Source organism: Corallococcus interemptor, assembly GCF_003668875.1.
GTDB classification, from domain to species: Bacteria; Myxococcota; Myxococcia; order Myxococcales; family Myxococcaceae; genus Corallococcus; species Corallococcus interemptor.
Genome location: NZ_RAWM01000003.1, coordinates 16,131 through 38,221, shown reverse-complemented (window position 1 = coordinate 38,221; position 22,091 = coordinate 16,131). Strand labels below are relative to the sequence as shown.

The window sequence follows — 22,091 nt, the reverse complement described above, 5'->3', positions numbered from 1 at the left end:
GGGGCCGCCTCCTTCGTGAGGAGGACGGCCCCTGGAGTTACCGCGCGGTGACTTCGTGGATCAGGCGGCCACGGCGAGGTCCGGCTTGGACTGCTCCGGGACGGCGTTCACGGCGGGCGGGCGGCCCAGCATCTTGAGCATCCGGTAGTGCGACGCCACGGCGCTCCGGAAGGTGGTCGCCTCGATGTAGGGCAGGCCGTGTTCGTGCGCGGTGGCCTTCACGATTTCGCTCAGGGCCGGGTAGTGGATGCTGCACACCTTGGGGAACAGGTGGTGCTCCACCTGGAAGTTGAGGCCGCCCACGTACCAGCTCAGCAGGCGGTTCTTGCGGGCGAAGTTCGCGGTGGTGCGCAGCTGGTGCACCATCCACGCGTCCTCCACCTTGCCGTCCGTGTCCGGCACGGGGAACTCCGCGTGCTCCACCACGTGGGCCAGCTGGAAGACGATGCCCAGGATGAAGCCCGCCGTCATGTGCATGGCCAGCTGCCCCACCACGAACTGCCACCAGGTCACGTCCAGCACCAGCCACGGAATCACCAGCGTCCAGCCGTAGTACACGGCCTTCATCGCCAGCAGGCGGGCCCACTCGGCCGGCGCGTGCTTCTTGTCCTTGTAGGGGCCCAGGTCCTTCTGGAAGAAGTACTTGTAGTCCTTGGCGAACACCCAGAAGACGGTGGTCAGCGAGTACGCCGCGAACGCGTACAGGTGCTGGAAGCGGTGGTACCCCTTCCACTCGCTGTACGGCGACAGCCGCAGCTGCGGGCTCACCGTCAGGTCCTCGTCCATGCCCTGGATGTTGGTGTAGGTGTGGTGCAGGACGTTGTGGGTGATGCGCCACATGTAGCTGTTCGCGCCAATCAGGTCGAACGCCAGGCCCACCACCGTGTTCACCTTGGCGTCGTCGCTGTAGGAGCCGTGCACGCCGTCATGGCCGATGCAGAAGCCAATGCCCGCGATGGCCACGCCCATTAGTACAGCCAGACCCAGCATGCCCCAGGCGTTGAAGTGACCGCTGAGGAGGAGGCCGTAGACGCCCGCCGTGAAGCCCAGGATGCAGAGGGCCTTCACGTACATGGCCTTGTTGGCCCGCTGCGAGAGGTTCCGGGTCTCGAAGTATTCAGAGACGCGTCGCTTCAGGTCCTCCGCGAAGGAGGCGTCTCGCTGGCCAAAGGTCACACGGGTCGGGTTTGTCACTGGGAGGGACGCCTCACGGGAGGGGGACGGCTGGGTGGAGCGGAAACCGGTGGACTCCACGATAGGACACGTCCAGGCGGAAGTGTTCAGGGCTGAAAACTATTCCGGAACACCGCCGCCTCCCAAACCTGTCACCCCTGGCCGTCTGGAGCGTCAGCCAGCGGGAAATGCACCGCCCCGAGAAGGCGTTTCACTGCCGGATCGAGGTTGTTACCTTCGACGACGTGAGGGAAACCGGGAGTGGTTCCCGGCTCGACTTCATGCCTGTTCAGGGTTAAGGCGCGGTCTTCGCCCCAAAATATGGGGGCGGGCAGTCCGGCGATTTAGCCGGGTTGCCAGTGGGACAAGGAAGCAGATCATGGCAAGTGGTACGGTGAAGTGGTTCAATGATGCGAAGGGCTTTGGTTTCATCACGCAGGACAGCGGTGGTCCGGACGTGTTCTGCCACCACACGGCCATCCAGTCGGACGGCTTCCGCACCCTGGCCGAGGGCCAGAAGGTGGAGTTCGAAGTGAAGAAGGGCCCCAAGGGGCTCCAGGCGGAGAACGTCCGCCCGGTCGGCTGAGCCAACCGGCTCGGCTGCTCTTCACGCATCCACGAGGTCCGGCCTTGACGGGGCCGGGCCTCTTTTTCGGTCAATGATTTCCAGGAGGTTCCATGCAGGGAAGGTCCACGAAGCGGCAGAAGGAGATGGCGCGCGCGCAGAAGCAGCGCGAGAAGGACGCCAAGAAGGCCGAGCGCAAGACCGAGAAGGACCAGCGTCCGACTCGCGGGCCGGGCGAAGAGGATCCGGACATCGCCGGCATCGTCCCGGGCCCGCAGCCGTTGCCCGACGCCTTCAACACCTGAGGCGGATGCAACGACACCGCCCCGGCCCATGAGGGCACCGGGGCGGCGGTGGGTGAGGGGCCTGGCGGCCCCTTTTTCATGTCCGCGTGACGTCAGCCCACGCTGTATCTCAGCCGCTCCTTGTCCTCCGCGCGGTTGTAGGCGGTGGCCGCGGCGATGACGTGGCACACCCAGCCGAGGATGCCACCCGTGCCCAGCCAGAAGCCGGGCGTGACGATGAGCCAGAAGACCCCGCGCAGGATGTCTCCGTTGTAGATCTGCCCCACGCCGGGGATGAAGAACGACAGCAGCGCAGCAAGACCGGGACGCGACATGAGATTCGTTCCTCCTTGCCCTCTTCTACGGTCCTGAAGGGTGTCCATTGCATGCCCGCCGGGCACCGCCTGCCTGCCGGGTGGGCCTGCCTGCGGATGGGGTGCAACGTCCTGCGGTCCCCGCTAGCATGGCGCATGTTCCCGAGGCCCTGGATTCACGGCCCGGCGGGGACGGGGGGAGTCATCATCCAAGGTCGTCCTCAGGCCCGTGTGGCGGCGTTCCCAATCCGGGGCCTCGTGGAGTGCCTCGCGCTGGCGGCGGTGTACCTGCTGGCCGCGCGGGTGGCGCTGTCACTGGCCGCGGAGAAGAGCCACATCTGTCCCGTCTGGCTTCCCTCGGGCGTGGCCCTGGGCGGGCTGTTGCTGCTGGGCGTGTCCCGCTGGCCCGCGGTGGCGATGGGCGCGGGCGCGGTGGCGTACGCCATGGACGTCACGCCCGGGGTGGGGCTGTCCGTGGTGCTGGGCTCCACGCTGGAGGCGGTGCTGCCGGCGCTGCTGTTCCGGCGGATGGAGGGCGCGCGCGAGCTGCACCGCGTGCGCGACGTGGTGTGGCTGGGCGCGGGCGCGGGGCTGGGCGCGCTGGTGGGCGCGGCGCTGGGCACGCTGGGGCTGGTGCTGGGCGGGGTGGTGCCCGTCGCGCAGTGGGGCCCTTCCGTCTGGCTGTGGTGGATGGCGGACCTGCTGGGCATGCTGCTGGTGACGCCGGTGCTGCTCTTGCGCAGGCCCCGGCGCATGGAGCGCGCGTGGGAGGCGCTCCTGCTCACGGCGCTGACGACGGCGGTGTGCGTGGGCGTCTTCGCCTTCCCCCGGCCGGGCTCCGGCGCGGCGCACGCGATGACGTTCCTGCTCTTCCCGCTGATGGCCTGGGCGGCCTTGGGCTTCGGGCTGCGGGGGGCGGCGCTGTCCTCGCTGTCCATCGCGCTGGCGGCCATCACCGGCACGGCGCGGGAGCTGGGACCGTTCTTCACGGTGGACCTGCCGTACCGCGGGCTGGTGGTGCTCCAGCTCTTCATCGGCATCACGTCGCTGACGGGCCTGTTGCTCGCGGCGGCGCGCGCGGAGCGCCGCCAGGCGGTGGAGCTGTTGGAGCTGCTGGCCACCACCGTGCGCGCGGTGCACGAAGGCGTGCTCATCTGCGAGGTGCGCGAGCCGGGGGAGCTCAACACCGTCTTCGCCAACGAGGCGCTGTGCGCGCTGGTGGGGCGGCGGCGCGAGGAGCTGGTCGGCTCGGCGCCCGGGGTGCTGCTGGCGTCCGCGGATGGCCCGGAGCGTCAGCGGCTGCTGGAGGCGCTGCGCGAGGAGCGTTCGCTGCGCGCGGAGGTGGCGCTGACGCGGCCGGATGGCACGCGGGTGTGGAGTGAGATGCAGCTGTCCCCGGTGCGCGCCAACGGCCAGGCCGTGACGCACTTCGTGGCCACCCACCGCGACGTCACCGCGACGAAGGAATTGCAGGCGCGCCTGGTGGCCGCCGAGCGCGTGGCCGCCGTGGGCACGCTGGCCGCGGGCGTGGGCCATGAAATCAACAACCCGCTGGCCTACCTGGCGCTGAACCTGGAGGCCGCCCGCAGGGTCCTGGCGGCGGACGGGGGGCCGTCTCCGCAGGGCGCACGCGACGCGCTCTCCAGCGTGCGGGGGGCGCAAGAAGGCGCGGAGCGCATCCGCCTCATCGTGAGGGACCTGCAGGTGTTCAGCCGCGAGGGCGCGCCGGAGCGCGGCCTGGTGGACCTGAACGCGCTGGTGCCGCCCGCGGTGCGCGTGGTGCTGCACGCCCTGCGCTCGCGCGCGCGGCTGGTGGAGGACTTCGGGCCGGTGCCGCGCGTGCTGGGCAGCGAGGCGCGGCTGGGGCAGGTGCTGCTCAACCTGCTGGTGAACGCGCTGCAGGCCATCCCGGAAGGGGACCCCAACCGCCACGAGGTGCGCGTGCGCACGGGCACGGACGCGTCCGGTCACGCGCGCGTGGAGGTGGAGGACACGGGCGGTGGCATCCCGCCGGACGTGCTGTCGCGCATCTTCGACCCGTTCTTCACCACCAAGAACAGCGACGAGGGCACCGGCCTGGGGCTCGCCATCTGTCAGCAGATCGTCCGCACGCACGGGGGCGAGCTGCGCGTGCACAGCGTGCCGGGGCAGGGCGCCACGTTCACGCTGCTCCTGCCGCCCGCGCCCGTGCAGAGCGCGGGGCTTCCGCCGCTGCACGCCGTGGCGTCCATCGCGGAGGAGCCGGAGCCGGTGGGCTCGGGGCGGCGGGGGCGGGTGCTCATCGTGGACGACGAGCCCCGGCTGGCGCAGTCCATGCGCCTGCTCCTGGAGCCCACGCATGAGGTCGTCGTCGCCACGCGCGGCGAGGACGCGCTGGCGAAGGTGGCCGCGGGCGAGTCCTTCGACGTGGTGCTGTGCGACTTGCAGATGCCGGGCATGGACGGCATCACCGTCTACCGGCGGCTCCAGCAGGAGGCGCCCGCGCTGGTGTCGCGGGTGGTGTTCATCTCCGGCGGAGCGTCCTCGCCGGACGCGCGCGCCTTCGTGGAGACCGTGGCGCAGCGGGTGCTGGAGAAGCCGGTGCGCCCGGACGTGCTGCTGGACACGGTGGATGCGGTCCTGGAGGACCACTCCCCGGAGCAGGTGGCGCGCGGCGCGGTGGGCGGCACGCGCCGCGGCTAGAGGCGTCTCAGACGCGCAGCCACTTGCGGGCGGTGGGGCCGAAGAAGCGCACCACGCCGCCCACCAGGAAGAAGCGCACCGAGCGGCCGATGATGGACGCCAGCAGGAAGCGCTCCAGCGGCACCGACACCAGACCGCTGCCAATGGCGACGATCTTGAACGGCGTGGGCAGGATGGAGCACAGCAGCGCCAGCACCCAGAAGTTCTGGCCCAGCAGCTCGCCCACCGTGCCGGACACGCCGAAGCGGTCCACGCGCACGTTCAGGTCGATGTGGAGCAGCTGCGCGACGCCTTCCCCCACGAACGCACCCAGCGCGTAGCCGATGAGGCCGCCCACCAGGCTCGCCAGGGTGCCCAGCAGGCAGTAGCGCACCCACTTCTTCGGCTGGGCGAGCACCATGGGCACCAGCACGGCGAAGGGCGGGATGGGGAAGACGGACCCATCCACCACCGACACCGCCATCATCGTGGCGAGCGCATGCGGGGTGGAGGAGGCGGCCTCCACGCGCAGGTACAGCCGGCGGTACCAGGACAGCTTCGGGGCATCCGCGGCCGGAGTGGCCGGGGCGGTAGGGGAGGAAGGCTCGGTAGAGGACATTCGGGGGCGCACCCTAGCGGAACCCGGGGCCCTTGCCACCGGGACGCCGGGCCCGGATGCCTGCCTGATTGGAATGCGCCCCATGCCCCGGGGGCTTACACACGGGGAAGGGTGACCATGACCGCTCAAGAAACCGTGGAACGCGCCGCCGGTGCGCTGAAGGTGTTTCCCCTGCCGTCGGCGGTCCTGTTCCCGCACACCGTGATTCCCCTGCACATCTTCGAGCCGCGCTACCGGGCGCTGGTGAAGGACGCGCTCGCCACGGACCGGGTGCTGGCCCTGGGCCAGCTGGAGCCGGGCTGGGAGGGCAACTACGAGGGCCGCCCGCCGCTGCAGCCCCTGATGTGCGCGGGCGTCATCGTCTGGGACGAACAGGTGGAGGACGGGCGCTACAACATCCTCCTCCAGGGCGTCAGCCGGGTGCGGATGACAGAGGAGCTGTCCCCGGACACGCCCTACCGCCAGGTGCGCGCCCAGGTGCTGCCGGACCTCCCCTACACCGGGCCGGAGGAGGAGCAGCTGCGCCAGGCCGTCTTCGAGCTGGCCGGCCGGGTGCCGCCCTCGTTCGCGGAGAGCCTGCTGCCGGCGGCCGCGCGCGCCGGTGGGGGCATGCTGGCGGACGTGGTGGCGTCCGCGCTGGTGCCGGAGCCCGGACGCCGGCAGGAGCTGCTGTCGCAGCTGGACGTGCGCCGCCGCCTGGAAGAGGTGCTGGGCGACGTGAGCGACCTCTTGAGCCAGCTGCAGCCCATGCGCCCCAGCGGGCCGCTGAACTAACCGGGCGGCAGGCCGCAGCATCCGCTTGCCCTGGGCCCCCCATGCGCGCATTGCTCGGGGGCAACCCGCCTTCTTGAGGGAGAGCGACGCACCATGCGGCTCGTGAAGATTGGCATCGCCAGCGTCAACACCACCGTGGGCGCCTTCCAGGCGAACACCGACCGGGTGGTGGACCTGGCGAGGAAGATGGCGGCGGAGGACGTCACGCTGGGCGTCTTCCCCGAACAGGTCATCGCCGGCTACCCCGCGGAGGACCTGGTCCAGTGGCAGGGCTTCATCGACCACCAGTGGCCGGAGCTGGAGCGCTTCGCGAGGGAGACCGCGTCGCTGCCCCTGGTGAGCATCCTGGGCGTGGCCGTGGCCCTCCAGGGCGTGCGCCTCAACTGCGCGGCGGTGGTGGCGGGCGGCAAGGTGCTGGGCCTGGTCCCCAAGGAGAAGCTGCCCACGTACAACGTCTTCTATGAGGGCCGCACCTTCGGGCACGGCCAGCCGGGCATGGCGGAAGCGCACCGGGGCGTGCCGCTGGGCGACTTCATGTTCCAGTTCGACTTCGGCACCGTGGCGCCGGAGGTGTGCGAGGACATCTGGAGCGCGGACGGCCCCATGCGCCGGCGCGCGTACTCCGGCGGCGAGCTGGTGGTGAACCTGTCCGCGTCCCCCTTCCGGCTGGGCTTCTGGGAGACGCGCCGTGAGCTCATCGCCACGCGCGCGTCCGACCACCAGGTGACCATCGCGTACGCGAACGCGGTGGGCAGCAACGACGGCCTCGTCTTCGACGGCGGCGGCTTCATCAACCAGAACGGCCGCCCCGTGCTGGAGACGCCGCGCTTCCAGCAGGGCTTCACCTCCGCCGTGGTGGACCTGGACCGCACGCTGCGCCTGCGCACGGAGAACACCACCTGGCGCGTGGACCGCGAGGACTGGGTGGCGGCCGGCGGCAAGAAGGTGCCCACCCTGGACTGCACGCAGGCCGTGAAGACGCAGCGCCAGAAGCTGCCCTATCCCGTGCCCGCGCACCGCAGCTTCTTCCTGCCCGCGCCGGACACCCGCCGCACCGCGCGCGTGGCGCTGTGCGAGGACATCCTGGACGCGCTGTCGCTGGGCGTGGGCGACTACTTCGAGAAGACGCGCGCCTTCAAGCTGTTCGGCATCGCGCTGTCGGGCGGACGCGACTCGCTGCTCACGCTGCTCATCGCGCACCGGTACGCGAAGCGCGCGCGGCCGGACAATCCGGGCTCGCTCATCCAGGCGTTCTACATGCCCAGCCCGTATTCCAGTCAGCAGACGCGCGACGCGGCGGAGACCATCGCGCGCGAGCTGGGCGTGCCCTTCCAGGTCGTCTCCATTGAAGAGGCCTTCGAGCGGGAGAAGGCCGCCGCCCAGCAGATGCTGGGGGAGACGAAGCTCACGCCCATCACCGAGCAGAACATCCAGGCCCGCATCCGCGCCCAGCGCATGTGGAACTGGAGCAACTCCTGCGGTGGCCTGTTCCTGCAGACGGGCAACATGAGCGAGAAGTCCGTGGGCTACACCACCATCGGCGGCGACCTGATGGGCGCGCTCGCGGTCATCGCCAACGTGCCCAAGACGGTGGTGATGTACCTGCTGGACTACCTGCAGGAGACCACCGGCTACGAGGGCATCCGCAAGGTGCTGGCCAGGCCCGCCGGTCCGGAGCTGGCGCATGATCAGGTGGGAGAGGAGGAGCTGATGCCCTTCCCCATCCTGGACGCGTGCTTCTACCTGCACGCGGGGGAGAAGCTCACCCCGTCGGAGATGCGCACCGCGCTCACGTCCATGTTCCCGGAGGTGGAGGCGGAGCGGCTGGGCGGGTACGTGGACCGCTTCGTGCGCCTGTTCCAGCAGTCCATCTACAAGTGGGTGCAGTCGCCGCTGTCGCTGCACATCGGCAACCTGGACCTGGACCGCGAGCGCGCACTGCAATTGCCTGTCGTCACCGGTTCCGCCTGGCTTCGCGGCGCGTGACGGATGCCTTTGGGCGTCTGTCTTTGACGGTGCACAGGGGGGCGTTCAAGCCCCCCGCCCCCGTGAAGTGGCTCTGAAACCACGCCTTCTCCCCTGGAGGGCAGGCGGGCAGGTTGGCTGTCTTTGAATGCTTGAACAAGGCTTGCCGGATGTCCCTCTCACGACAACCTTCATGTCAGTCAGTCGACGATGGAGGGTTGGATGAAAGCACAGATTCTGGCGGGCGCCGTTGCGGCGCTCATGTATGGGACGGGCGCGGGCGCGGCGGAGAAGGATTGCCCTCCAGGGCAGACCGCGGTCCATCAGGACACGCAGAACAAGGACATGTCGGCACAGTCCTCTCAGGGTGGGGTCCAGGAGGAGGACCTGACCATCGAAGAGGCGCCGGTGGATGAATCGCTTCAGGGCACGGGCGGCAGCGGGTCGCTGGATGAGTCCTCGAAGAGCGGACAGAGCCTGGGCACCAGCGACCAGGGCCTGAGCAGCCCCAGCGCGGGCACGGGCGGCAGCGGCAGCGGCGCGGTCTACCTGCGCTGCGAGCCGGTGGACAAGTCGCCCGCCACGGGCGGCAGCGGCTCCAGCGGTATCGAGCCGCAGACCGAGCCTCCCGCGCCGCCTCCCGCGGCGGAGCCTCCTGCTCCGCCTCCGCCTCCGTCCGGCACCAGCAGCGGCGGCATGAGCCAGAGCAGCAGCTCGATGTACGGCGAGGACGCCACGGGTGGCAGCGGCGTGGCCTCGCCGCCTCCCGCCTACGCTCCCACGACGTCCTCCAATGAGGACATCCAGCCGCTGGAGGTGGAGAAGAAGGACAAGAACGACAAGAAGGGCCTCACGCTCCTCATCGGTGGCGGTGTGGAAGGCTACACCGGCGCCCTGGCTCCGCAGATTGCTCCCGGCCCCTCCGCGGCCGTGACGGCGTCGCTCAAGCCGACGTCCGTGCTGGGCGTCGAAGTCGGCTACTCCGGCGCCTTGAACAACATCAAGGACGCGGGCTCCGCTGGCGCGGATGATGGTCCGGACCTGGTGCGCAATGGTGGCCAGGCGGCCCTGACGCTCGCCATCTCGCCGTCGGCCGTGCAGCCCTACCTGCTGGGCGGTATCGGCATCAGCAACTACCACTTCCGCGGCGGTGAATCGCTGGGCTACAGCGACGACACCGTGGGCAACGTGCCGGCGGGCGTGGGCGTGCGCGGCCACTTCGGCCACTTCACCGCGGACCTGCGTGGCTACTACAACTTCCTGTTCGACAAGCAGTTCGCCCCCAACATCGATCCGGGCGGCGGCGACGCGGGCGGCGGTGGCAGCTACACCACGACGCTGAACGTGGGTGGCACCTTCTGACCTGAAGCCTGATTTCACGGCCTCCATGGCAGGAGCTGGCGGCGGGGTGTCCGGAATCGTCCGGCCCCCGCCGCCACTTTTTCATTCCCGCCCAGGCGCCCGCCATTCAGGGAGGCAGGGGGCTGCGCACGGCGTTAGAGTGCGCATTTTTCAATGGCGGATTCCCGCCTGAGGAGCCTGGCATGAGCTTGGGAGTCGAGGACGTGAAGGTCGGGACCGGCGCGGAAGCGGTCGCGGGCAAGCGGGTGACGGTGCACTACGTGGGCACGCTCACGGACGGCAAGAAGTTCGACAGCAGCCGTGACCGCGGCCAGGGCTTCACGTTCCCGCTGGGCGCCGGCCACGTCATCCAGGGCTGGGACCAGGGGGTCGCCGGCATGAAGGTCGGCGGCGTCCGCAAGCTCACCATCCCGCCGGAGCTCGGTTACGGCTCGCGCGGCGCGGCCGGTGTGATTCCCCCCAACGCCACCCTCCTGTTCGAGGTGGAGCTGTTGGACGTTCGGTAGGAGGACTTCATGGCGACGCTCGAAATCACGAAGGACAACTTCAAGGACACGGTCGGCAAGAGCGGCATCGTCGTCCTGGACTGGTGGGCGGCCTGGTGTGGCCCCTGCCGCGCGTTCGCGCCCGTCTTCGAGAGCACCTCCAACAAGCACGCGGACATCGTGTTCGGGAAGATCGACACCGAAGCGCAGCCGGAGCTGTCCGGTGCGTTCGAGATCCGCTCCATTCCCACGCTGATGGTGTTCCGGGACGGCATCCTCCTGTTCGACCAGCCGGGCGCGATGCCGGCGGCGGCCCTGGAGGATCTGCTCCGGCAGGTCCGCGCGCTGAACATGGACGACGTGCGGCGCGAGGTTGAAGCGCAGCGCGCCGCGAAGGAAGCGCCCAAGGCCTGACGGCGTGCCTGGGGCCTTCCTGGGTGCAGGGGAAGGCCCTCAGGGCGCGGCGACGGTGCAGACGCCGCCGCCGTTGAGGTGCGCCTGATCCACGATGCTCTGGGTGACGAACTCCTGGAGCGTGCGCAGGGCGTAGGCGCCGGGCTGGTAGACGACCGGATGGCCCTGGGCGTCGCGCAGCTCGCCGCCGTCCAGGCCGCGCAGGTCCAGCAGGTCCTGGGACGCCAGCCCCTCCGGGGTGATGGCGTGGTTTGCGTCCGCGGTGGCGGCGATGGCCTCGAAGCGCAGCTGCACGCCACGGTGGGTGCCCAGCCGGTCGTAGAACATGTGCTCGGCGTGGATGGTGACCTCGGCCTCCGCCACGGAGCCCTCCGGCACGACGATTCCCTGTGTGCCGTCCGCGCCGTTGATGCAGTCCACCATCCGCGCGTCCACGGGGAAGCCCATGCGGAAGGTGTAGACGCCCAGGGAGGGATCGCGGTTCTGCGCGCGGCCCTCCACGAAGTAGCTGAAGCCGCGCTCGCGCATCATCGCCAGATCGGCCTCGGACACGGACGCGCCCGCCACGGTGCGCGCCTCCGGAGGGCTCACGCGGAAGGCCACGCCGTAGCGCCCCGCCTCCAGGCCCGTGAGGCCGGTGAGGGACACGTCCCCCTTCTGCACGTCCACCAGCAGGTGCTCGGCCGTCGTGTGCACGCCGCCGGACGCGGAGGTGAGGGTGAAGTCGCCCAGGGACACCAGGTACCTGGTGAACTGCACGGACCAGCCGTCCTGGAAGAGGTGATCCGCGTAGCCGCGCTGCGTGCCGTCCCCACCGCTCAACGTCACCCGCACGTCGCCCCGCGCCACGGTGTCACCGCAGCCGCAGGCCATGAGCCCCCACGCGCCGAGCAGCAGGCCCCGGGTCCACTTGCTTCGTCGATTCATGCATCTGGTTGGTATTTGTAACTATGTTGCAAGTCAAGTCTGGGTTGCGGTATCCACGGGCGGCCGTTGGGAGGACCGCCTGTGCCGGGTGGACCCCGGCCGAGGTCGTTGCCCGTGTTCATCCCGACGCTGGTGCTCTGGTTGTTGAGCGCGTCGCCCGTGACGCCGCCCGTGCCCGTGGAGGCGCCGCCGCCCGTGATGCCGGCGGAGGTCCCGCCGTTGTCGGAGGCCGTGCGGGTGCTGCTGCGGCTGACCATCGACGCGGCGGGTGAGGTGTCGCAGGTGGAGGTGCGGGAATCCGGCGGAGCGTCCTTCGACGCGGCCGCGATGGCGGCGGCCCTGCGCTGGCGCTTCGAGCCTGCTCGGCAGGGAGAGGAACCGCTGGAGGTGCGGGTGGACGTGCCGGTGACGTTCGAGCCGGTGGCTCCACCGCCCGTGGTGGAGGAGGAACCCGCGCCCCCGCCGAAGCCGGAGCCGCCCGTGTTCTCCACCACGGTGCGGGGGCAGTCCGCCGCGCCGCCTCCGGTCGCCGTCAGCGACTTCCACATCACGGTGGGACAGCTGGCGGACGTGCCACGCAACTCGGCCACGGACCTGATGCTGCTGGCCCCGGGCGTGATGCTGGCCAACCACGGCGGGGAAGGGCACGCGGACACCGTCTACCTGCGCGGCTTCGACGCGGGCGAGGGCAAGGACGTGGAGATGCGCCTGGACGGGGTGCCCCTCAACGAGGTCTCCAACGCCCACGGCCACGGCTACGCCGACACGTACTTCATCATCCCGGAGCTGGTGCAGTCCCTGCGCGTGACGGAGGGCCCGTATGATCCATCCCAAGGTGACTTCGGCGTCGCGGGCACCGTGGAGTACCAGCTGGGGTTGGAGCGGCGGGGCATCACCGCGTCCGCCAGCCAAGGCAGCTTCGCGTCCCGCCGCCTGTCCCTCGTGTGGGGCCCGCCCGAGTCCACCGCCGCCACCTTCGTCGGCGTGCTGCTGCGCCAGGGGCATGGCTTCGGCCCCAACCGCGCGTACGCGAACGCGGGCCTGATGGCCCAGACGGAGCTGCGCCTGGGGCCGGAGACGAAGCTGCGCCTGTTCGGCGCGAGCTACGCCGCGCGCTACGCCTCCGCGGGCGTGGTGCGGGAGACGGACGTCGTGGACGCCCGGCTGCCGTGCGACGCGGACGCGGACTCGCAGTTCTTCTGCCTCTACGACCCGAACCAGGGCGGCGCGAGCCAGCGCCACATCGCCTCCGTGGAGCTGACGTCGCGGCTGGAGCGCGGTGGCCGCTTCGTGCAGCAGGCCTTCGTCATCGCGCGGCAGATGCGCAGCCGCGAGAACTTCACCGGCTTCCTCCAGGACACGCCGCCCATCGGCGAATCGCAGCGCGGCGACAACACGGAGCAGTCCTACCAGGGCACCACCGTGGGCTTGCGCGGGCGCTACACGCCGGGTGTCACCTGGCCGGTGGAGCTGGGCTACGTGGCCCGCTACGACAACGTGCACACCCGCGCGCGGCGCCTGCGCGACAAGGGCGGCGCGCCCTACGCCACCGTGTTCGACAACCAGGTGCGCGTGACGAACCTGGGCGCGTACCTGTCCCTGCGGGGCGCGCCGCTGGAATGGCTCACGCTGCGCGGCGGCGTGCGCGTGGACACGTTCCTCTTCGGCGTGGAGGACCTGAACCGGCCCTCGGAGGACCGGCAGGGGGGGCGCATCCCGGAGGAGTCCGTGGAGGCCTACGGCTTCTTCGCCAGCCCCCGCGCCAGCGCGGAGGTGCGCCTGACGCCGCGCCTCACGTGGCTGACCAGCGCGGGCCTGGGCGCCCGCTCCAGCGACGCGGCCGGACTGTCCGACGCGGAGTTCGCTCCGTACGCGCGGGTGACGTCGGGAGAGACGGGGCTGGGGTGGCGGTGGAGTGAGGGCCCGTCCTCGCTGGAGCTGCGCGGCGCCATGTTCGCCACGCGCGTGTCGCAGGACCTGGTGTTCAGCGAGACCACGGGGCGCAACCAGCCCATTGGCCCATCACAGCGGCTGGGCGCGTTCGGCAGCGCGCGCTTCACGTGGGAGCAGCACCTGGACGTGCAGGCGAGCCTCGCGTGGGCCCGCGCGACGCAGCCCGTGCCCGGGGCCTCGCCGTGGAAGCCGTGGGACGGCGCGGTGCTGCCGTACATCCCGCAGGTGCTGGGGCGCGTGGATGCCTCCTGGCGCGGGACGGCCACCGTGGCCCGGCAGCCGGTGGGGTGGAGCGTGGCGCTGGGACACAGCGCCATCGGGCCCAAGCCCCTGCCGCTGGACCGCTACAGCGAGTCCATCTTCCTCTTCGACGTGGCGGCCCGAGCGCGCTGGCGCGCCGTGGAGCTGGGCGTGTCGGTGGAGAACCTGCTGGACGCGCGCTGGCGCGAGTCCGAGTTCAACTACGTGTCCAACTTCCGCGGCCCCGACGCGCCCGCGTCCCTGCTGGCCACGCGTCACTTCTCCGCAGGTGCTCCTCGCACCGTGCGCGGCACCCTCACCGTGTACCTGGACCTCCAGGAGGACCGGCCATGAAGCGCTGTTCCCGTCGTGCCTTCACGTGGATGTTGGGCGGAGCGCTCGCGGCGGGCTGCGGCCTGTCCGGCACCGGAGGCCGGAGCATCACCTTCCGCATGGGCCTGCGCACGGCGTCCGCGCCCGGTGAGCCCACCGTGGACACCTTCACCACCGACACCGGCTGGCGCGTGACGCTCACCACGGCGCGCCTGGTGCTGGGGCCCATCTACCTGTTCGAGAAGGCCTCGCCCCTCCAGCCCCAGGCCCTGCTGCGCCGGCTGGGAGACGTGCTGCTGCCCACCGCGCACGCGCACGAAGGGGACTTCTTCTCCGGAGGCCACGTGCTGGGGGAGTGGGACCGCGAGGTGGTCTTCGACCTGCTCGCGGACGCGGGACGGGCGCGCGTGCTGGGGCGCTCTCCGGGCATCGCGGGCCTCGCTCGGTCGCTGTCCCTGCTGCTCCAGCCACCGTCGAGCGCCCTGGGCGCGGAGGCGGACGTGATGGGCGGGCGCTCCCTGGTTCTGGAGGGCATCGCGACGCAGGCACAGGCGCGCGTGCCCTTCCGCGTCGCGATGGACTTCCCGCCGCCCGTGGAGCTTCAGCGCGTGGACTTCGTGCCCATCGAAGTGGACCTGGACGACGAGGGCCTGTTCGTCCTGGAGCCCCGACCGCATCGCTGGTTCACCGGCGCGCGCTTCGACCGGCTGACGGTGTCCGCGGAGGGCGGGCCGGTGGAGGTGGGACCGGACACGCAGGTGTACCGGGCGCTGAGCGTCAACGTGCGCCGGTTCGACGCGTTCACCGGCGCGTGGGAGCCCGGGGTGTGACTCAGGCCTGGGTCCAGAACGGCGTCAGCGGCAGGTCTGCCCGGAGGAAGGGCTCCGCGCGCACGAGCTCCTCGCCCACCAGGGTGTGGGTCAGCATCCAGCGCTCGTGGTCCAGGCGGAACATCTCCACCACGCGGTGCACGGGGTTGATGACCCAGGCGTGGCGGATGCCCGCGCGGGCGTAGCGCGGCAGCTTGAGGGTCAGGTCCAGCTTCGCGGTGGCGGGCGTCAGCACCTCGCAGACCCAGTCCGGCACGCGGTCGATGAACGAGCCGTCGGGCAGCGTCGCCGGCCGTCCGCCCACCCAGCCCGCGAGGTCCGGCACCAACACGTCCTCGCCCAGGAGCAGCCGGGGTTCGGCGGTCCACCACCAGCCCTCCGGCGCGCGGCCCAGAAGCGGCGTCAGGCCCTGCGCGCGCGCGGTGGGCGGCGATGAGACGTAGAGGACGCCATCCAGCGCCTCGCCCACCAGGTAGTGGGGCAGCGTCTGCACTTCCTCGTAAGGGGCGAGCGTCCTGCGGGTCGCGGCGTGGCGCATGCGGTGGGCCTCCGAGTCAGAGAGACCGTCACCGTAGCGAGCAGTGTTCCGCGCGGCATTGGACCGCCAGGGCGGCCCACCTTGTCCTGGTGGACGTACGCCCTCCCCACGGGACGTGTGGGATTGCTATTCGCGCTCCAGCACGAACTGGATGTGCTCCGAGGCCACGGGACCGAACTGGAACAGGTGGAGCTGATCCCCCGGCTCCGGCGTGAACGTCACCGTGTGCGTGATGCCAGCGCAGATGAACCGCGCGGGCGCGAGCACCGACGCCACGTCCGTCCCCGCCGTGTCGTTGGTCACCTTCGTGGGCACCTCCTGGTTCAGGTAGAGCGTGACGTGCTCGGCGTTCTCCGGGTCGGAGATGAAGCCCGTGTAGCCACCGAAGCCCGCCTCCCCCGCGCGCAGGGTGACGTCGTAGCGAGCGTGACCGGTCTGCGTGTCGGGCGGGAAGTCGAAGGGTGTGCGGCCCGCGGTGACGGCCTCCGGCGTGTTGACGAGCGTGTGCGTGCACGCGTGCTCCAGCTCCGGGTCGCGCTCGCCGGTGGTGAACTCCAGCGCGGCGTCGGATGCCAACGCGAGCCCGGCCGCGTCCCGCAGCGCGTCCAGCGCCACTGCGTAGCGCGTGGAGACCTCCAGCGGGCGGGTGCTCTCCCCGGTGTGCGGCACGGTGACGGTGAGCGTGCGCGCGTCCTCGGACCAGGCGCCCGTGAGGACGCGGGCGGGGACGGTGGTGTCCGTGCGGTCGTGCAGGGCGACCTGAGCGGCCAACGGGTCCATGGGCTCGCTGAACGTGAGCGTCAGCACCTTGCGGAAGGCGATGACCGGCGTCTGTCCGGACGCGTCCAGGTACATCTCCAGTGGGTAGACGTCCGTCTCGCCCTCGGAGGGACTGGCGGTGGTGACGATGGCCGTGGACACGCGCGTGCCCGCGTCCGGCGTGACGATGGGCTCGTTGTCATCACAGCCGCTCAAGGTGAGGGCGACGAGCAGGAAGGTGGCGGAGGAGAGACGCATCGGGAGAGTCCTTCGTGCAGGCGCGGGAGCGGGCCTTCTCAGGTCCGCGTCAGGGGACGGCGGTCAGCACTGCGACCCGTCGCAGTTGTCGTCGATGCCGTTGCCACAGATCTCCGTGGCGCCCGGATTGACGCTCGCGGCCGTGTCGTTGCAGTCGAAGCGCTGCGTCGTGTAGCCGGAGGGCGGCGTGCATGCGCTGAGGACGGACACGGAGTTGTTGCCGTACCCGTCGCCATCCGCGTCCTGGTAGTAGCGCGTGCGCGTGTCGTTGAGGAACTCCGGCACCACGGTGAGCGCGTTGCCGGACGCGGGGCCCGCCGCGAGGATGTACGCCGTGCCCGCCGTCAGGTCGTGGACGGACACGTACGTGAGCGAGCACCCGGAGGACGACACGGTGTGCGCCAGCGCGGCGGGCACCGTGGCGCTGGTGGCGCCGTTCACGACGGTGAAGGCCACGTTCTGCGTCCGGTAGAACGCGTACGAACCGGTGGTGGCCGACACGTACGTCACGGAGCCCTCGGCGCCGGAGGGCAGCGCCAGGTCATAGGCCTTGTGCTTCGTGCTGATGGCGGGCGCGCTGGTGACGCGCGTGGCGCTCGCCGTGATGGACACGTGGTCCGTGGGGCTGCCGGCGTGGATGCACGCGTGCGAGGTGATGCCCGTGCCCAGCGACGTGCAGCCGGCCTCCAGCTCCTGCGAGTCCTGCGCCTCGAAGGAGGACTCCGGCGCCTCCTCCATCGGTCCGCAGGCCGTCAGGCCGAGCGACAACAGCGCGCCCAGCGCGATGCGCTTCATCTTCAACATGGGTGTTTCCTTTCGGGATGCCGGACGGGTCCGGTGTTTCACTTGAGATTCAGAAGCAACCTTGTTGCAATAATGCCAGGGCAATTCAGTCCGTCACTGGAGGTGTTCGACGACGAGCCCCAGCCCCGTGAGCGCGGTGGGGCCGAAGGTGACGGTGTACTGGACCTTGTCCGTCAGCTCGTAGCCGACCATCTGCTTCAGGCCGTCGCAGAAGGCGCCGGTGGCCTGCGTGCCCACGGGGGGCACGACGCGCTCGCCCTCCTTCACGGTGACGGCGACGTCGGGCGTGCTCAGGTAGAGGACGAAGTCGCCCGTGGCCCAGGCCTTGAAGCTGAACGTGCCCACGGACTGGCTGTTCTCCGGGCGCAGGTGGACGGTGTAGTGCGTGTGGAAGTCGTCCACGCGCGGCTGCCGGTCCGGGGACGCGGTGACGGTGGCGAAGGGGCCGTTGGTGACGTGCCAGCAGGCGTGCTCGCCGTTGTCGCCGAAGTCGAAGCCGTCACGTGGCACGTAGTCCGGGTCCGTCACGCAGGACAGGCCCCCTTCACTGGCCAGGTAGCCCCGGTCGCAGTGGCACCAGTCGCCGTCAGGCTCTCGGTGGATGTGGCCGTGGGGGGCGCATGGGTCGGCCTGCTCCTGGGGCGTGCCGTCCGGGCCGGGGGGAGCGTCGTCGCCACCACAGGCGGTCATGACCGCGAGTCCACTGGCCAGGAGGAGGGCTGGAAACGGAGTGCGCATGGAGCTGCCTCATCGGAATCACGGGGGTTATTCCTCGTGGTGGCCGTGGCCCGTCTCCTCGATGATGAGGAGGAACGTGGCGGGCTGGGGCACGATGGCCGCGAGGTCCACGCGGTAGTCCACGCCACCCTCCAGGCCGGCGGTGACGGCGGTGCGCAGGTTGCCGCAGACCTCCTGCGGGATGTTGTAGCGGCACTCCAGGCCGACCTCCTCGTTCGTGGCCGCGTTGACGACGCGGACCGCGCGGTAGCCGGAGGTGAGGAGGGCGTACTCGGTGGACTCTTCCGGGGTGAAGATGACGGAGCCCGCGTAGCCCAGCGTCCACTGCCGGTAGCTGATGGCCGGCAGGGTGACGTTGTACGCGGTGTGCCCCACGCTCACGTCCACGAAGGACGGGCCGCCATGGGGCGCGGCGGTGACGGACTCGAAGGGGCCGTGTTCGGCGTGGATGCAGGAGTGCTCGGCGACCTCCGCCAGCTCCTCCGTGTCCACGCAGGCGGCGAGCAGCTCCGACTGCTGGGTGACGGGGGCTTGCGACTCCGGGGTGGGCGCTTCTTCGGTGCCGCAGCCGGCCAGGAGGAAGACGGCGGTGATCAGGACATGCGGGTGCTTCAACATGGATGACTCCTTGGAGGGGGGCTGCGGGTGAGAGGGGGGCCAGGAGCGGTCCGGGCGCCCGCTGGAACACGGTGGGCGGAGCCGAAAGGTTTCCCCTCAGGACGCACCTCTGGCGGTGCGCGCGCCGCCCCGCCTTCCCGCGCGGGGCCCCGCAATAGATGCCACAATGATTCATATGCAATCAAGTTGCATTTAATGGGCGGCGTCCGGGGAGTGTCTTGCGGGAGGAGCTGTCACCTCGAACCCACGAAGGGGCGATGGTCCCGGCACCGGGACGTGCGGAAGATGGGGCGCTTGTCTTCCGCAGGCGTGGAGGTGCCTTGAAATGAGAGGGTCGTCCTTCTTGTCGCGCGTCCTGGTGTTGTCCTTGCTGGTGCTCCCCGGGGCGGCCCGGGCGGGCTCATACCTTCGGGTGGTGAGCTGGAACCTCCGCCATGAGGGATGGGCGGCCGAGCAGACCTATCTGGATGACGCGAAGCAGCTGTGGAACCAGTTCGGTGCGAGCAGCACGTCGAACAACGGCTGTGACCTGGTGTTCCTCCAGGAGGTGATGGAGCCCGCGGCGGCGACGGCCATCGCGCAGAACCTGACGCAGGTGTCCGGGGTGAGGTGGCAGGCGGTGGTGACGCCGCTCATCGGCCGGTCGTCCTACAAGGAGTCCTACGCGGTGCTGTACCGGACGGACACGGTGTCGCTCGTGTCCTCCACGGTGTGGACGGACACGGGGGACCTGTTCGAGCGCGAGCCGCAGGTGGTGAAGGTGCGCCACGTGCCGACGGGCGCGGACTACACGTTCCTCAACTGGCACGCGGTCTGGGGCACGGCGACGGACCGCGCGCTGGAGGCGCAGGCCATCGACCAGGTGTTCGCGTCCGTGCAGTCGGCGAGTGCTTCGGACCAGGACGTCATCCTCGTGGGCGACCACAACATGGTCTGTACTCATGCGTCCTGGAGCCAGCTGAAGGGCTTGTCGCCCGCGGTGACGTGCAAGCTGGACGTGGCCACGACGATGAACACGTCCGGTGGATACGCGAACGCGTACGACCACTTCTGGATGCAGGACACGTACGTGACGGAGTTCTCCAGCACGGGCCGTGACTACATCGCGAACCCGGTGGACTACGTCACCCGGCTGTCGGACCACGCGCCGGTGTGGTTGTCTCTGTATTCCAACAGCGACACGGACTGAGGCGGCATGCGTCGGAAGCAGGTCCTGGCCGGGCTGGTGGTGGCGGTGCTGCTGGGCGTGGGCGCGTGGATGCTGCTGCGTCCCGAGCCCGTGTCACGGCCGGCTCCGTCATCGCCCCCCGTGCTCACGCGGGTCGAGGACGCCGGTGTGCCGGAGGTGGCTCCCGGGGTGGAGACCGTGGAGGACGCGGGCCTGTGGCTGACGGCGACGCTGGAGGGCGCGCATCCGTTCGAGGGCGAGGCGCGCGTGGGCGCGGCGTTCATCTCCGACTCGGATCGCGGCTGGTGGGAAGAGGAGGGGCGCCTGCGCTTCGCGCGTACGGGGCCTGCGCGCCTGGAGGACCTGGCCCACGTGCGCGAGTGGGTGGAGTCCCCTGTCACCGGTAGCGTGGTAGGGCCGGTGGCCGTGCCGTCAGCGCCTCGCTACCAGGTGATGGCCTTCGCGCCGGATGGCACGGTCTGGTGGGGCGACGAGGTGCCCGCCACGCAACCGGTGACGGGGCGCGTGAACCTGGGCGTGGTGAAGGCCCATCCGCCCACGGGCGTGCGCGTGCGGCTGGAAGGTGCGCGAGACCTTCCGGGAACGTTCTTCGTGCGGATGCAGCGGGGCGTGGATCCGGAGCAGGCGGAAGAATCCAGCCGCCTCCTGCCGGTCCTCGCGCTGGCGGCACCGAAGCTGATGCACGCTTTCGAGAACGACACGCCCGTTCCCCTGTCGAAAGACGAAGAGACGCGGCTCGCGCCCCTGCCGCCAGACAGGTCGGTGCGACTCTGGCTGCGCACGCCTTCGGGGAAGCAGAGCGAGCCGGTGGACGTCCCCCTGCGCGAGGGCTTCGTGGAGCCGGTGACGCTGGACGTGGCGAGGTTGTTCCCCGAGGGCGTGGGGGGCACCGTCACGCTGCGAGGCCGGGTGCTGCTGGGCGATGGGACGCGCCCTTTGGGGACGGCGGTGTTCCGGCAGGGAGATGGCGGCGAGGAGCTGCCCCTCACGCCAGATGGACGCTTCACGATCCAGGACGTGCCGACGTGGAAGGAGACCCGCTTCACGGTGCGGCGGGAGGTAGGGGAGGAACAGGGACGGCCGCTGGGACCGCTGTGGTGGGACTTCGACTTCACGCCGACGGCGGAGACGCGGGGCACGGTGGACGTGGTGTGGCGCATGCCGGTGTACCGGTGGCTGGTGCTCCGGATGGATGGCTTCACGCGGGCGCAGTTGAGGGAACGCTCGGAGCCGCCCTATCCGGTGTACCTGCTGGAGCGCCGTGATGCGCAGGGCGCCTGGAGCCTGGTGCCCACGCGTGAGTTCCACCCGGAAGAAGACGGCCTCGCGGTGTCGCTGGTGGAGCCCGGCACCTACCGGGTGCGGGTGGCCTCGTCGCCGTATGCCTCACGCCCGAGCAGCGTCGCGCGGGTGGGCGAGGACTTCGCGGACACGGAGGTGCGGCTGTCCGCGGAGGACGGGCTCCTGTCCGCGTGCGAGGTCCAGGTCACCCGCGAGGGACAGCCGGTGGATGGCGCGGTGGTGATCGCGAGCGGAAGCAGCCCGTCGCTGCCGCCCGTGCGAGCGGAGACGGACAGCACGGGGCGCTGGAGGATGGGGGCCGTGAACTCGGACGCCGTGCCGCTGCGCGTGCTGGGCGCGGGGAACGAATGGGAGGGTGACGGAGCGGAGGCGTGCCGCCGCTCGGGCGTCGTCGAGGTGCGGCTGTAGGTTCAGGCGGCCGAAGCCGTTAGAAGCTCGTCGGGGGCACTGGCCAGCTCGGCGTTCTCCTCGGCCACTTCCCCGGCGGTGCGGGCCTGGACGGTCAGGGCCTGCACCCACAGCTCCAGGACGTCCATCAGCGCGCTGCGCGTCTCACCCTGGAGCGGGGCCAGCCGCTGCGCCATGCGTGCCTGCACCTGCGCGTCGAGCTGATCCGCGAGCGCACGGCCCGCGTCGGTGAGGCGCACGCGGACGCGGCGGCGGTCATGCCGCACGGAGCGCTCACGGCGCACGAGGCCGCCGTCCTCCAAGCGGTCCACCAGCCGGCTCAGGCGCGGCATGGCGAGTCCGCCCAGGCGCGTGGCGAGCACGCCCACGGGCAGCAGGCTCTCCGAGCGCAGCCACCACAGGGCCTGGAGCTCCCGGGGCTCCCAATGGGGATGGCTCAGGGCGTCCAGGGGACTCTCCAGCGCGCCGCAGCGAGCCGCGTCCACGAGGAGGTTCCGCCACCGCGCCACCTGCACGCGCACATCCACCGAAAGCTCCGTCATGCATCCCTCCGAGCCGAGCAAGCACCCGCGTTCGGC

General features: G+C 70.6%; 22 protein-coding genes. 12 read left to right on the top strand and 10 right to left on the bottom strand.

Going from position 1 to position 22,091, the window contains the following annotated elements; translation table 11 throughout:
- Nucleotides 1–60: 60 nt before the first annotated feature.
- Entirely contained in the window at nucleotides 61–1,194 is a 1,134-nt protein-coding gene (locus D7X96_RS01780; protein ID WP_121768814.1) for a fatty acid desaturase family protein, read from the bottom strand.
- Between the two features lie 358 nt (nucleotides 1,195–1,552).
- On the opposite strand from D7X96_RS01780, the gene D7X96_RS01775 reads away from it, so the two are divergent.
- Together D7X96_RS01775 and D7X96_RS01770 are read left to right on the top strand one after the other, a co-directional pair.
- Nucleotides 1,553–1,759, top strand: a complete 207-nt coding sequence (locus D7X96_RS01775; RefSeq protein WP_120547587.1) for a cold-shock protein — start codon at nucleotides 1,553–1,555, stop codon at nucleotides 1,757–1,759.
- 92 nt (nucleotides 1,760–1,851) lie between these two features.
- A complete protein-coding gene (locus D7X96_RS01770) occupies nucleotides 1,852–2,043 on the top strand; it encodes a hypothetical protein (RefSeq protein ID WP_120547588.1) in 192 nt (63 codons plus the stop codon).
- 92 nt (nucleotides 2,044–2,135) lie between these two features.
- Here D7X96_RS01770 and D7X96_RS01765 read toward each other — a convergent pair whose 3' ends face one another.
- The gene (locus tag D7X96_RS01765; RefSeq protein WP_121723769.1) at nucleotides 2,136–2,357 is read right to left on the bottom strand and encodes a hypothetical protein; all 222 of its coding nucleotides are present in this window, start codon (nucleotides 2,355–2,357) and stop codon (nucleotides 2,136–2,138) included.
- Nucleotides 2,358–2,567: 210 nt separating this feature from the next.
- Here D7X96_RS01765 and espC point away from each other — a divergent pair, with 210 nt between their 5' ends.
- The gene (gene espC, locus D7X96_RS01760; protein WP_167510784.1) at nucleotides 2,568–5,018 is read left to right on the top strand and encodes a serine histidine kinase EspC; all 2,451 of its coding nucleotides are present in this window, start codon (nucleotides 2,568–2,570) and stop codon (nucleotides 5,016–5,018) included.
- Nucleotides 5,019–5,025: 7 nt separating this feature from the next.
- Here the strand turns inward: espC and D7X96_RS01755 are convergent, their stop codons facing one another.
- Nucleotides 5,026–5,616, bottom strand: coding sequence for a YqaA family protein (locus D7X96_RS01755; RefSeq protein WP_120547591.1), 591 nt, complete (start codon nucleotides 5,614–5,616; stop codon nucleotides 5,026–5,028).
- A 117-nt stretch (nucleotides 5,617–5,733) separates the two neighbouring features.
- Here D7X96_RS01755 and D7X96_RS01750 point away from each other — a divergent pair, with 117 nt between their 5' ends.
- From D7X96_RS01750 to trxA, 5 genes are all read left to right on the top strand, one after another.
- Entirely contained in the window at nucleotides 5,734–6,390 is a 657-nt protein-coding gene (locus D7X96_RS01750; RefSeq protein ID WP_120547592.1) for an LON peptidase substrate-binding domain-containing protein, read from the top strand.
- 93 nt (nucleotides 6,391–6,483) lie between these two features.
- The gene (gene nadE / locus D7X96_RS01745; protein WP_121723147.1) at nucleotides 6,484–8,376 is read left to right on the top strand and encodes an NAD(+) synthase; all 1,893 of its coding nucleotides are present in this window, start codon (nucleotides 6,484–6,486) and stop codon (nucleotides 8,374–8,376) included.
- Between the two features lie 201 nt (nucleotides 8,377–8,577).
- A complete protein-coding gene (locus D7X96_RS01740) occupies nucleotides 8,578–9,717 on the top strand; it encodes a hypothetical protein (protein ID WP_121768812.1) in 1,140 nt (379 codons plus the stop codon).
- Between the two features lie 182 nt (nucleotides 9,718–9,899).
- Nucleotides 9,900–10,223 (top strand): FKBP-type peptidyl-prolyl cis-trans isomerase, encoded by a 324-nt coding sequence (locus tag D7X96_RS01735; RefSeq protein ID WP_120547595.1) that lies wholly within the window; start codon nucleotides 9,900–9,902, stop codon nucleotides 10,221–10,223.
- Between the two features lie 9 nt (nucleotides 10,224–10,232).
- Nucleotides 10,233–10,616 (top strand): thioredoxin, encoded by a 384-nt coding sequence (trxA, locus tag D7X96_RS01730; RefSeq protein WP_120547596.1) that lies wholly within the window; start codon nucleotides 10,233–10,235, stop codon nucleotides 10,614–10,616.
- A gap of 39 nt (nucleotides 10,617–10,655) precedes the next feature.
- Here the strand turns inward: trxA and D7X96_RS01725 are convergent, their stop codons facing one another.
- Nucleotides 10,656–11,543 (bottom strand): hypothetical protein, encoded by an 888-nt coding sequence (locus D7X96_RS01725; RefSeq protein WP_121768811.1) that lies wholly within the window; start codon nucleotides 11,541–11,543, stop codon nucleotides 10,656–10,658.
- 114 nt (nucleotides 11,544–11,657) lie between these two features.
- On the opposite strand from D7X96_RS01725, the gene D7X96_RS01720 reads away from it, so the two are divergent.
- Together D7X96_RS01720 and D7X96_RS01715 are read left to right on the top strand one after the other, a co-directional pair.
- A complete protein-coding gene (locus tag D7X96_RS01720) occupies nucleotides 11,658–14,090 on the top strand; it encodes a TonB family protein (protein WP_208647254.1) in 2,433 nt (810 codons plus the stop codon).
- Complete coding sequence (locus D7X96_RS01715) at nucleotides 14,087–14,899, top strand: hypothetical protein (RefSeq protein WP_121768809.1); 813 nt, start codon at nucleotides 14,087–14,089, stop codon at nucleotides 14,897–14,899. The genes D7X96_RS01720 and D7X96_RS01715 overlap by 4 nt, the downstream gene beginning before the upstream one ends.
- A gap of 1 nt (nucleotide 14,900) precedes the next feature.
- On the opposite strand, the gene D7X96_RS01710 is transcribed toward D7X96_RS01715, so the two are convergent.
- The 5 genes from D7X96_RS01710 to D7X96_RS01690 form a co-directional block, all read right to left on the bottom strand.
- Complete coding sequence (locus tag D7X96_RS01710; RefSeq protein WP_120547600.1) at nucleotides 14,901–15,437, bottom strand: Uma2 family endonuclease; 537 nt, start codon at nucleotides 15,435–15,437, stop codon at nucleotides 14,901–14,903.
- Nucleotides 15,438–15,563: 126 nt separating this feature from the next.
- A complete protein-coding gene (locus tag D7X96_RS01705) occupies nucleotides 15,564–16,454 on the bottom strand; it encodes an Ig-like domain-containing domain (RefSeq protein WP_121768808.1) in 891 nt (296 codons plus the stop codon).
- Between the two features lie 63 nt (nucleotides 16,455–16,517).
- Nucleotides 16,518–17,258 (bottom strand): putative metal-binding motif-containing protein, encoded by a 741-nt coding sequence (locus tag D7X96_RS01700; protein WP_121768807.1) that lies wholly within the window; start codon nucleotides 17,256–17,258, stop codon nucleotides 16,518–16,520.
- Between the two features lie 93 nt (nucleotides 17,259–17,351).
- Complete coding sequence (locus tag D7X96_RS01695; protein ID WP_120547603.1) at nucleotides 17,352–17,996, bottom strand: hypothetical protein; 645 nt, start codon at nucleotides 17,994–17,996, stop codon at nucleotides 17,352–17,354.
- Nucleotides 17,997–18,023: 27 nt separating this feature from the next.
- Nucleotides 18,024–18,614, bottom strand: a complete 591-nt coding sequence (locus D7X96_RS01690; protein ID WP_120547604.1) for a hypothetical protein — start codon at nucleotides 18,612–18,614, stop codon at nucleotides 18,024–18,026.
- A 325-nt stretch (nucleotides 18,615–18,939) separates the two neighbouring features.
- Between D7X96_RS01690 and D7X96_RS01685 the strand changes: the two genes are divergently transcribed.
- Nucleotides 18,940–19,803, top strand: a complete 864-nt coding sequence (locus D7X96_RS01685) for an endonuclease/exonuclease/phosphatase family protein (protein ID WP_121768806.1) — start codon at nucleotides 18,940–18,942, stop codon at nucleotides 19,801–19,803.
- 6 nt (nucleotides 19,804–19,809) lie between these two features.
- Complete coding sequence (locus D7X96_RS01680; RefSeq protein ID WP_121768805.1) at nucleotides 19,810–21,513, top strand: carboxypeptidase regulatory-like domain-containing protein; 1,704 nt, start codon at nucleotides 19,810–19,812, stop codon at nucleotides 21,511–21,513.
- A gap of 2 nt (nucleotides 21,514–21,515) precedes the next feature.
- On the opposite strand, the gene D7X96_RS01675 is transcribed toward D7X96_RS01680, so the two are convergent.
- Nucleotides 21,516–22,055: a winged helix DNA-binding protein gene (locus D7X96_RS01675; protein ID WP_120547608.1), complete on the bottom strand. Its 540-nt coding sequence runs from the start codon at nucleotides 22,053–22,055 to the stop codon at nucleotides 21,516–21,518.
- Nucleotides 22,056–22,091 lie beyond the last annotated feature (36 nt).

What these genes read in the sequence shown, in the direction of transcription:
- D7X96_RS01770 (WP_120547588.1), top strand. Translation starts at nt 1,852, where the DNA reads ATGCAGGGAAGGTCCACGAAGCGGCAGAAGGAGATGGCGCGCGCGCAG.
- D7X96_RS01680 (WP_121768805.1), top strand. Translation starts at nt 19,810, where the DNA reads ATGCGTCGGAAGCAGGTCCTGGCCGGGCTGGTGGTGGCGGTGCTGCTG.
- D7X96_RS01750 (WP_120547592.1), top strand. Translation starts at nt 5,734, where the DNA reads ATGACCGCTCAAGAAACCGTGGAACGCGCCGCCGGTGCGCTGAAGGTG.
- D7X96_RS01700 (WP_121768807.1), bottom strand. Translation starts at nt 17,258, where the DNA reads ATGTTGAAGATGAAGCGCATCGCGCTGGGCGCGCTGTTGTCGCTCGGC.
- D7X96_RS01675 (WP_120547608.1), bottom strand. Translation starts at nt 22,055, where the DNA reads ATGACGGAGCTTTCGGTGGATGTGCGCGTGCAGGTGGCGCGGTGGCGG.
- nadE (WP_121723147.1), top strand. Translation starts at nt 6,484, where the DNA reads ATGCGGCTCGTGAAGATTGGCATCGCCAGCGTCAACACCACCGTGGGC.
- D7X96_RS01705 (WP_121768808.1), bottom strand. Translation starts at nt 16,454, where the DNA reads ATGCGTCTCTCCTCCGCCACCTTCCTGCTCGTCGCCCTCACCTTGAGC.
- D7X96_RS01715 (WP_121768809.1), top strand. Translation starts at nt 14,087, where the DNA reads ATGAAGCGCTGTTCCCGTCGTGCCTTCACGTGGATGTTGGGCGGAGCG.
- D7X96_RS01775 (WP_120547587.1), top strand. Translation starts at nt 1,553, where the DNA reads ATGGCAAGTGGTACGGTGAAGTGGTTCAATGATGCGAAGGGCTTTGGT.
- D7X96_RS01685 (WP_121768806.1), top strand. Translation starts at nt 18,940, where the DNA reads ATGAGAGGGTCGTCCTTCTTGTCGCGCGTCCTGGTGTTGTCCTTGCTG.
- D7X96_RS01740 (WP_121768812.1), top strand. Translation starts at nt 8,578, where the DNA reads ATGAAAGCACAGATTCTGGCGGGCGCCGTTGCGGCGCTCATGTATGGG.
- trxA (WP_120547596.1), top strand. Translation starts at nt 10,233, where the DNA reads ATGGCGACGCTCGAAATCACGAAGGACAACTTCAAGGACACGGTCGGC.
- D7X96_RS01710 (WP_120547600.1), bottom strand. Translation starts at nt 15,437, where the DNA reads ATGCGCCACGCCGCGACCCGCAGGACGCTCGCCCCTTACGAGGAAGTG.
- D7X96_RS01695 (WP_120547603.1), bottom strand. Translation starts at nt 17,996, where the DNA reads ATGCGCACTCCGTTTCCAGCCCTCCTCCTGGCCAGTGGACTCGCGGTC.
- D7X96_RS01765 (WP_121723769.1), bottom strand. Translation starts at nt 2,357, where the DNA reads ATGTCGCGTCCCGGTCTTGCTGCGCTGCTGTCGTTCTTCATCCCCGGC.
- D7X96_RS01735 (WP_120547595.1), top strand. Translation starts at nt 9,900, where the DNA reads ATGAGCTTGGGAGTCGAGGACGTGAAGGTCGGGACCGGCGCGGAAGCG.
- D7X96_RS01725 (WP_121768811.1), bottom strand. Translation starts at nt 11,543, where the DNA reads ATGAATCGACGAAGCAAGTGGACCCGGGGCCTGCTGCTCGGCGCGTGG.
- D7X96_RS01755 (WP_120547591.1), bottom strand. Translation starts at nt 5,616, where the DNA reads ATGTCCTCTACCGAGCCTTCCTCCCCTACCGCCCCGGCCACTCCGGCC.
- D7X96_RS01690 (WP_120547604.1), bottom strand. Translation starts at nt 18,614, where the DNA reads ATGTTGAAGCACCCGCATGTCCTGATCACCGCCGTCTTCCTCCTGGCC.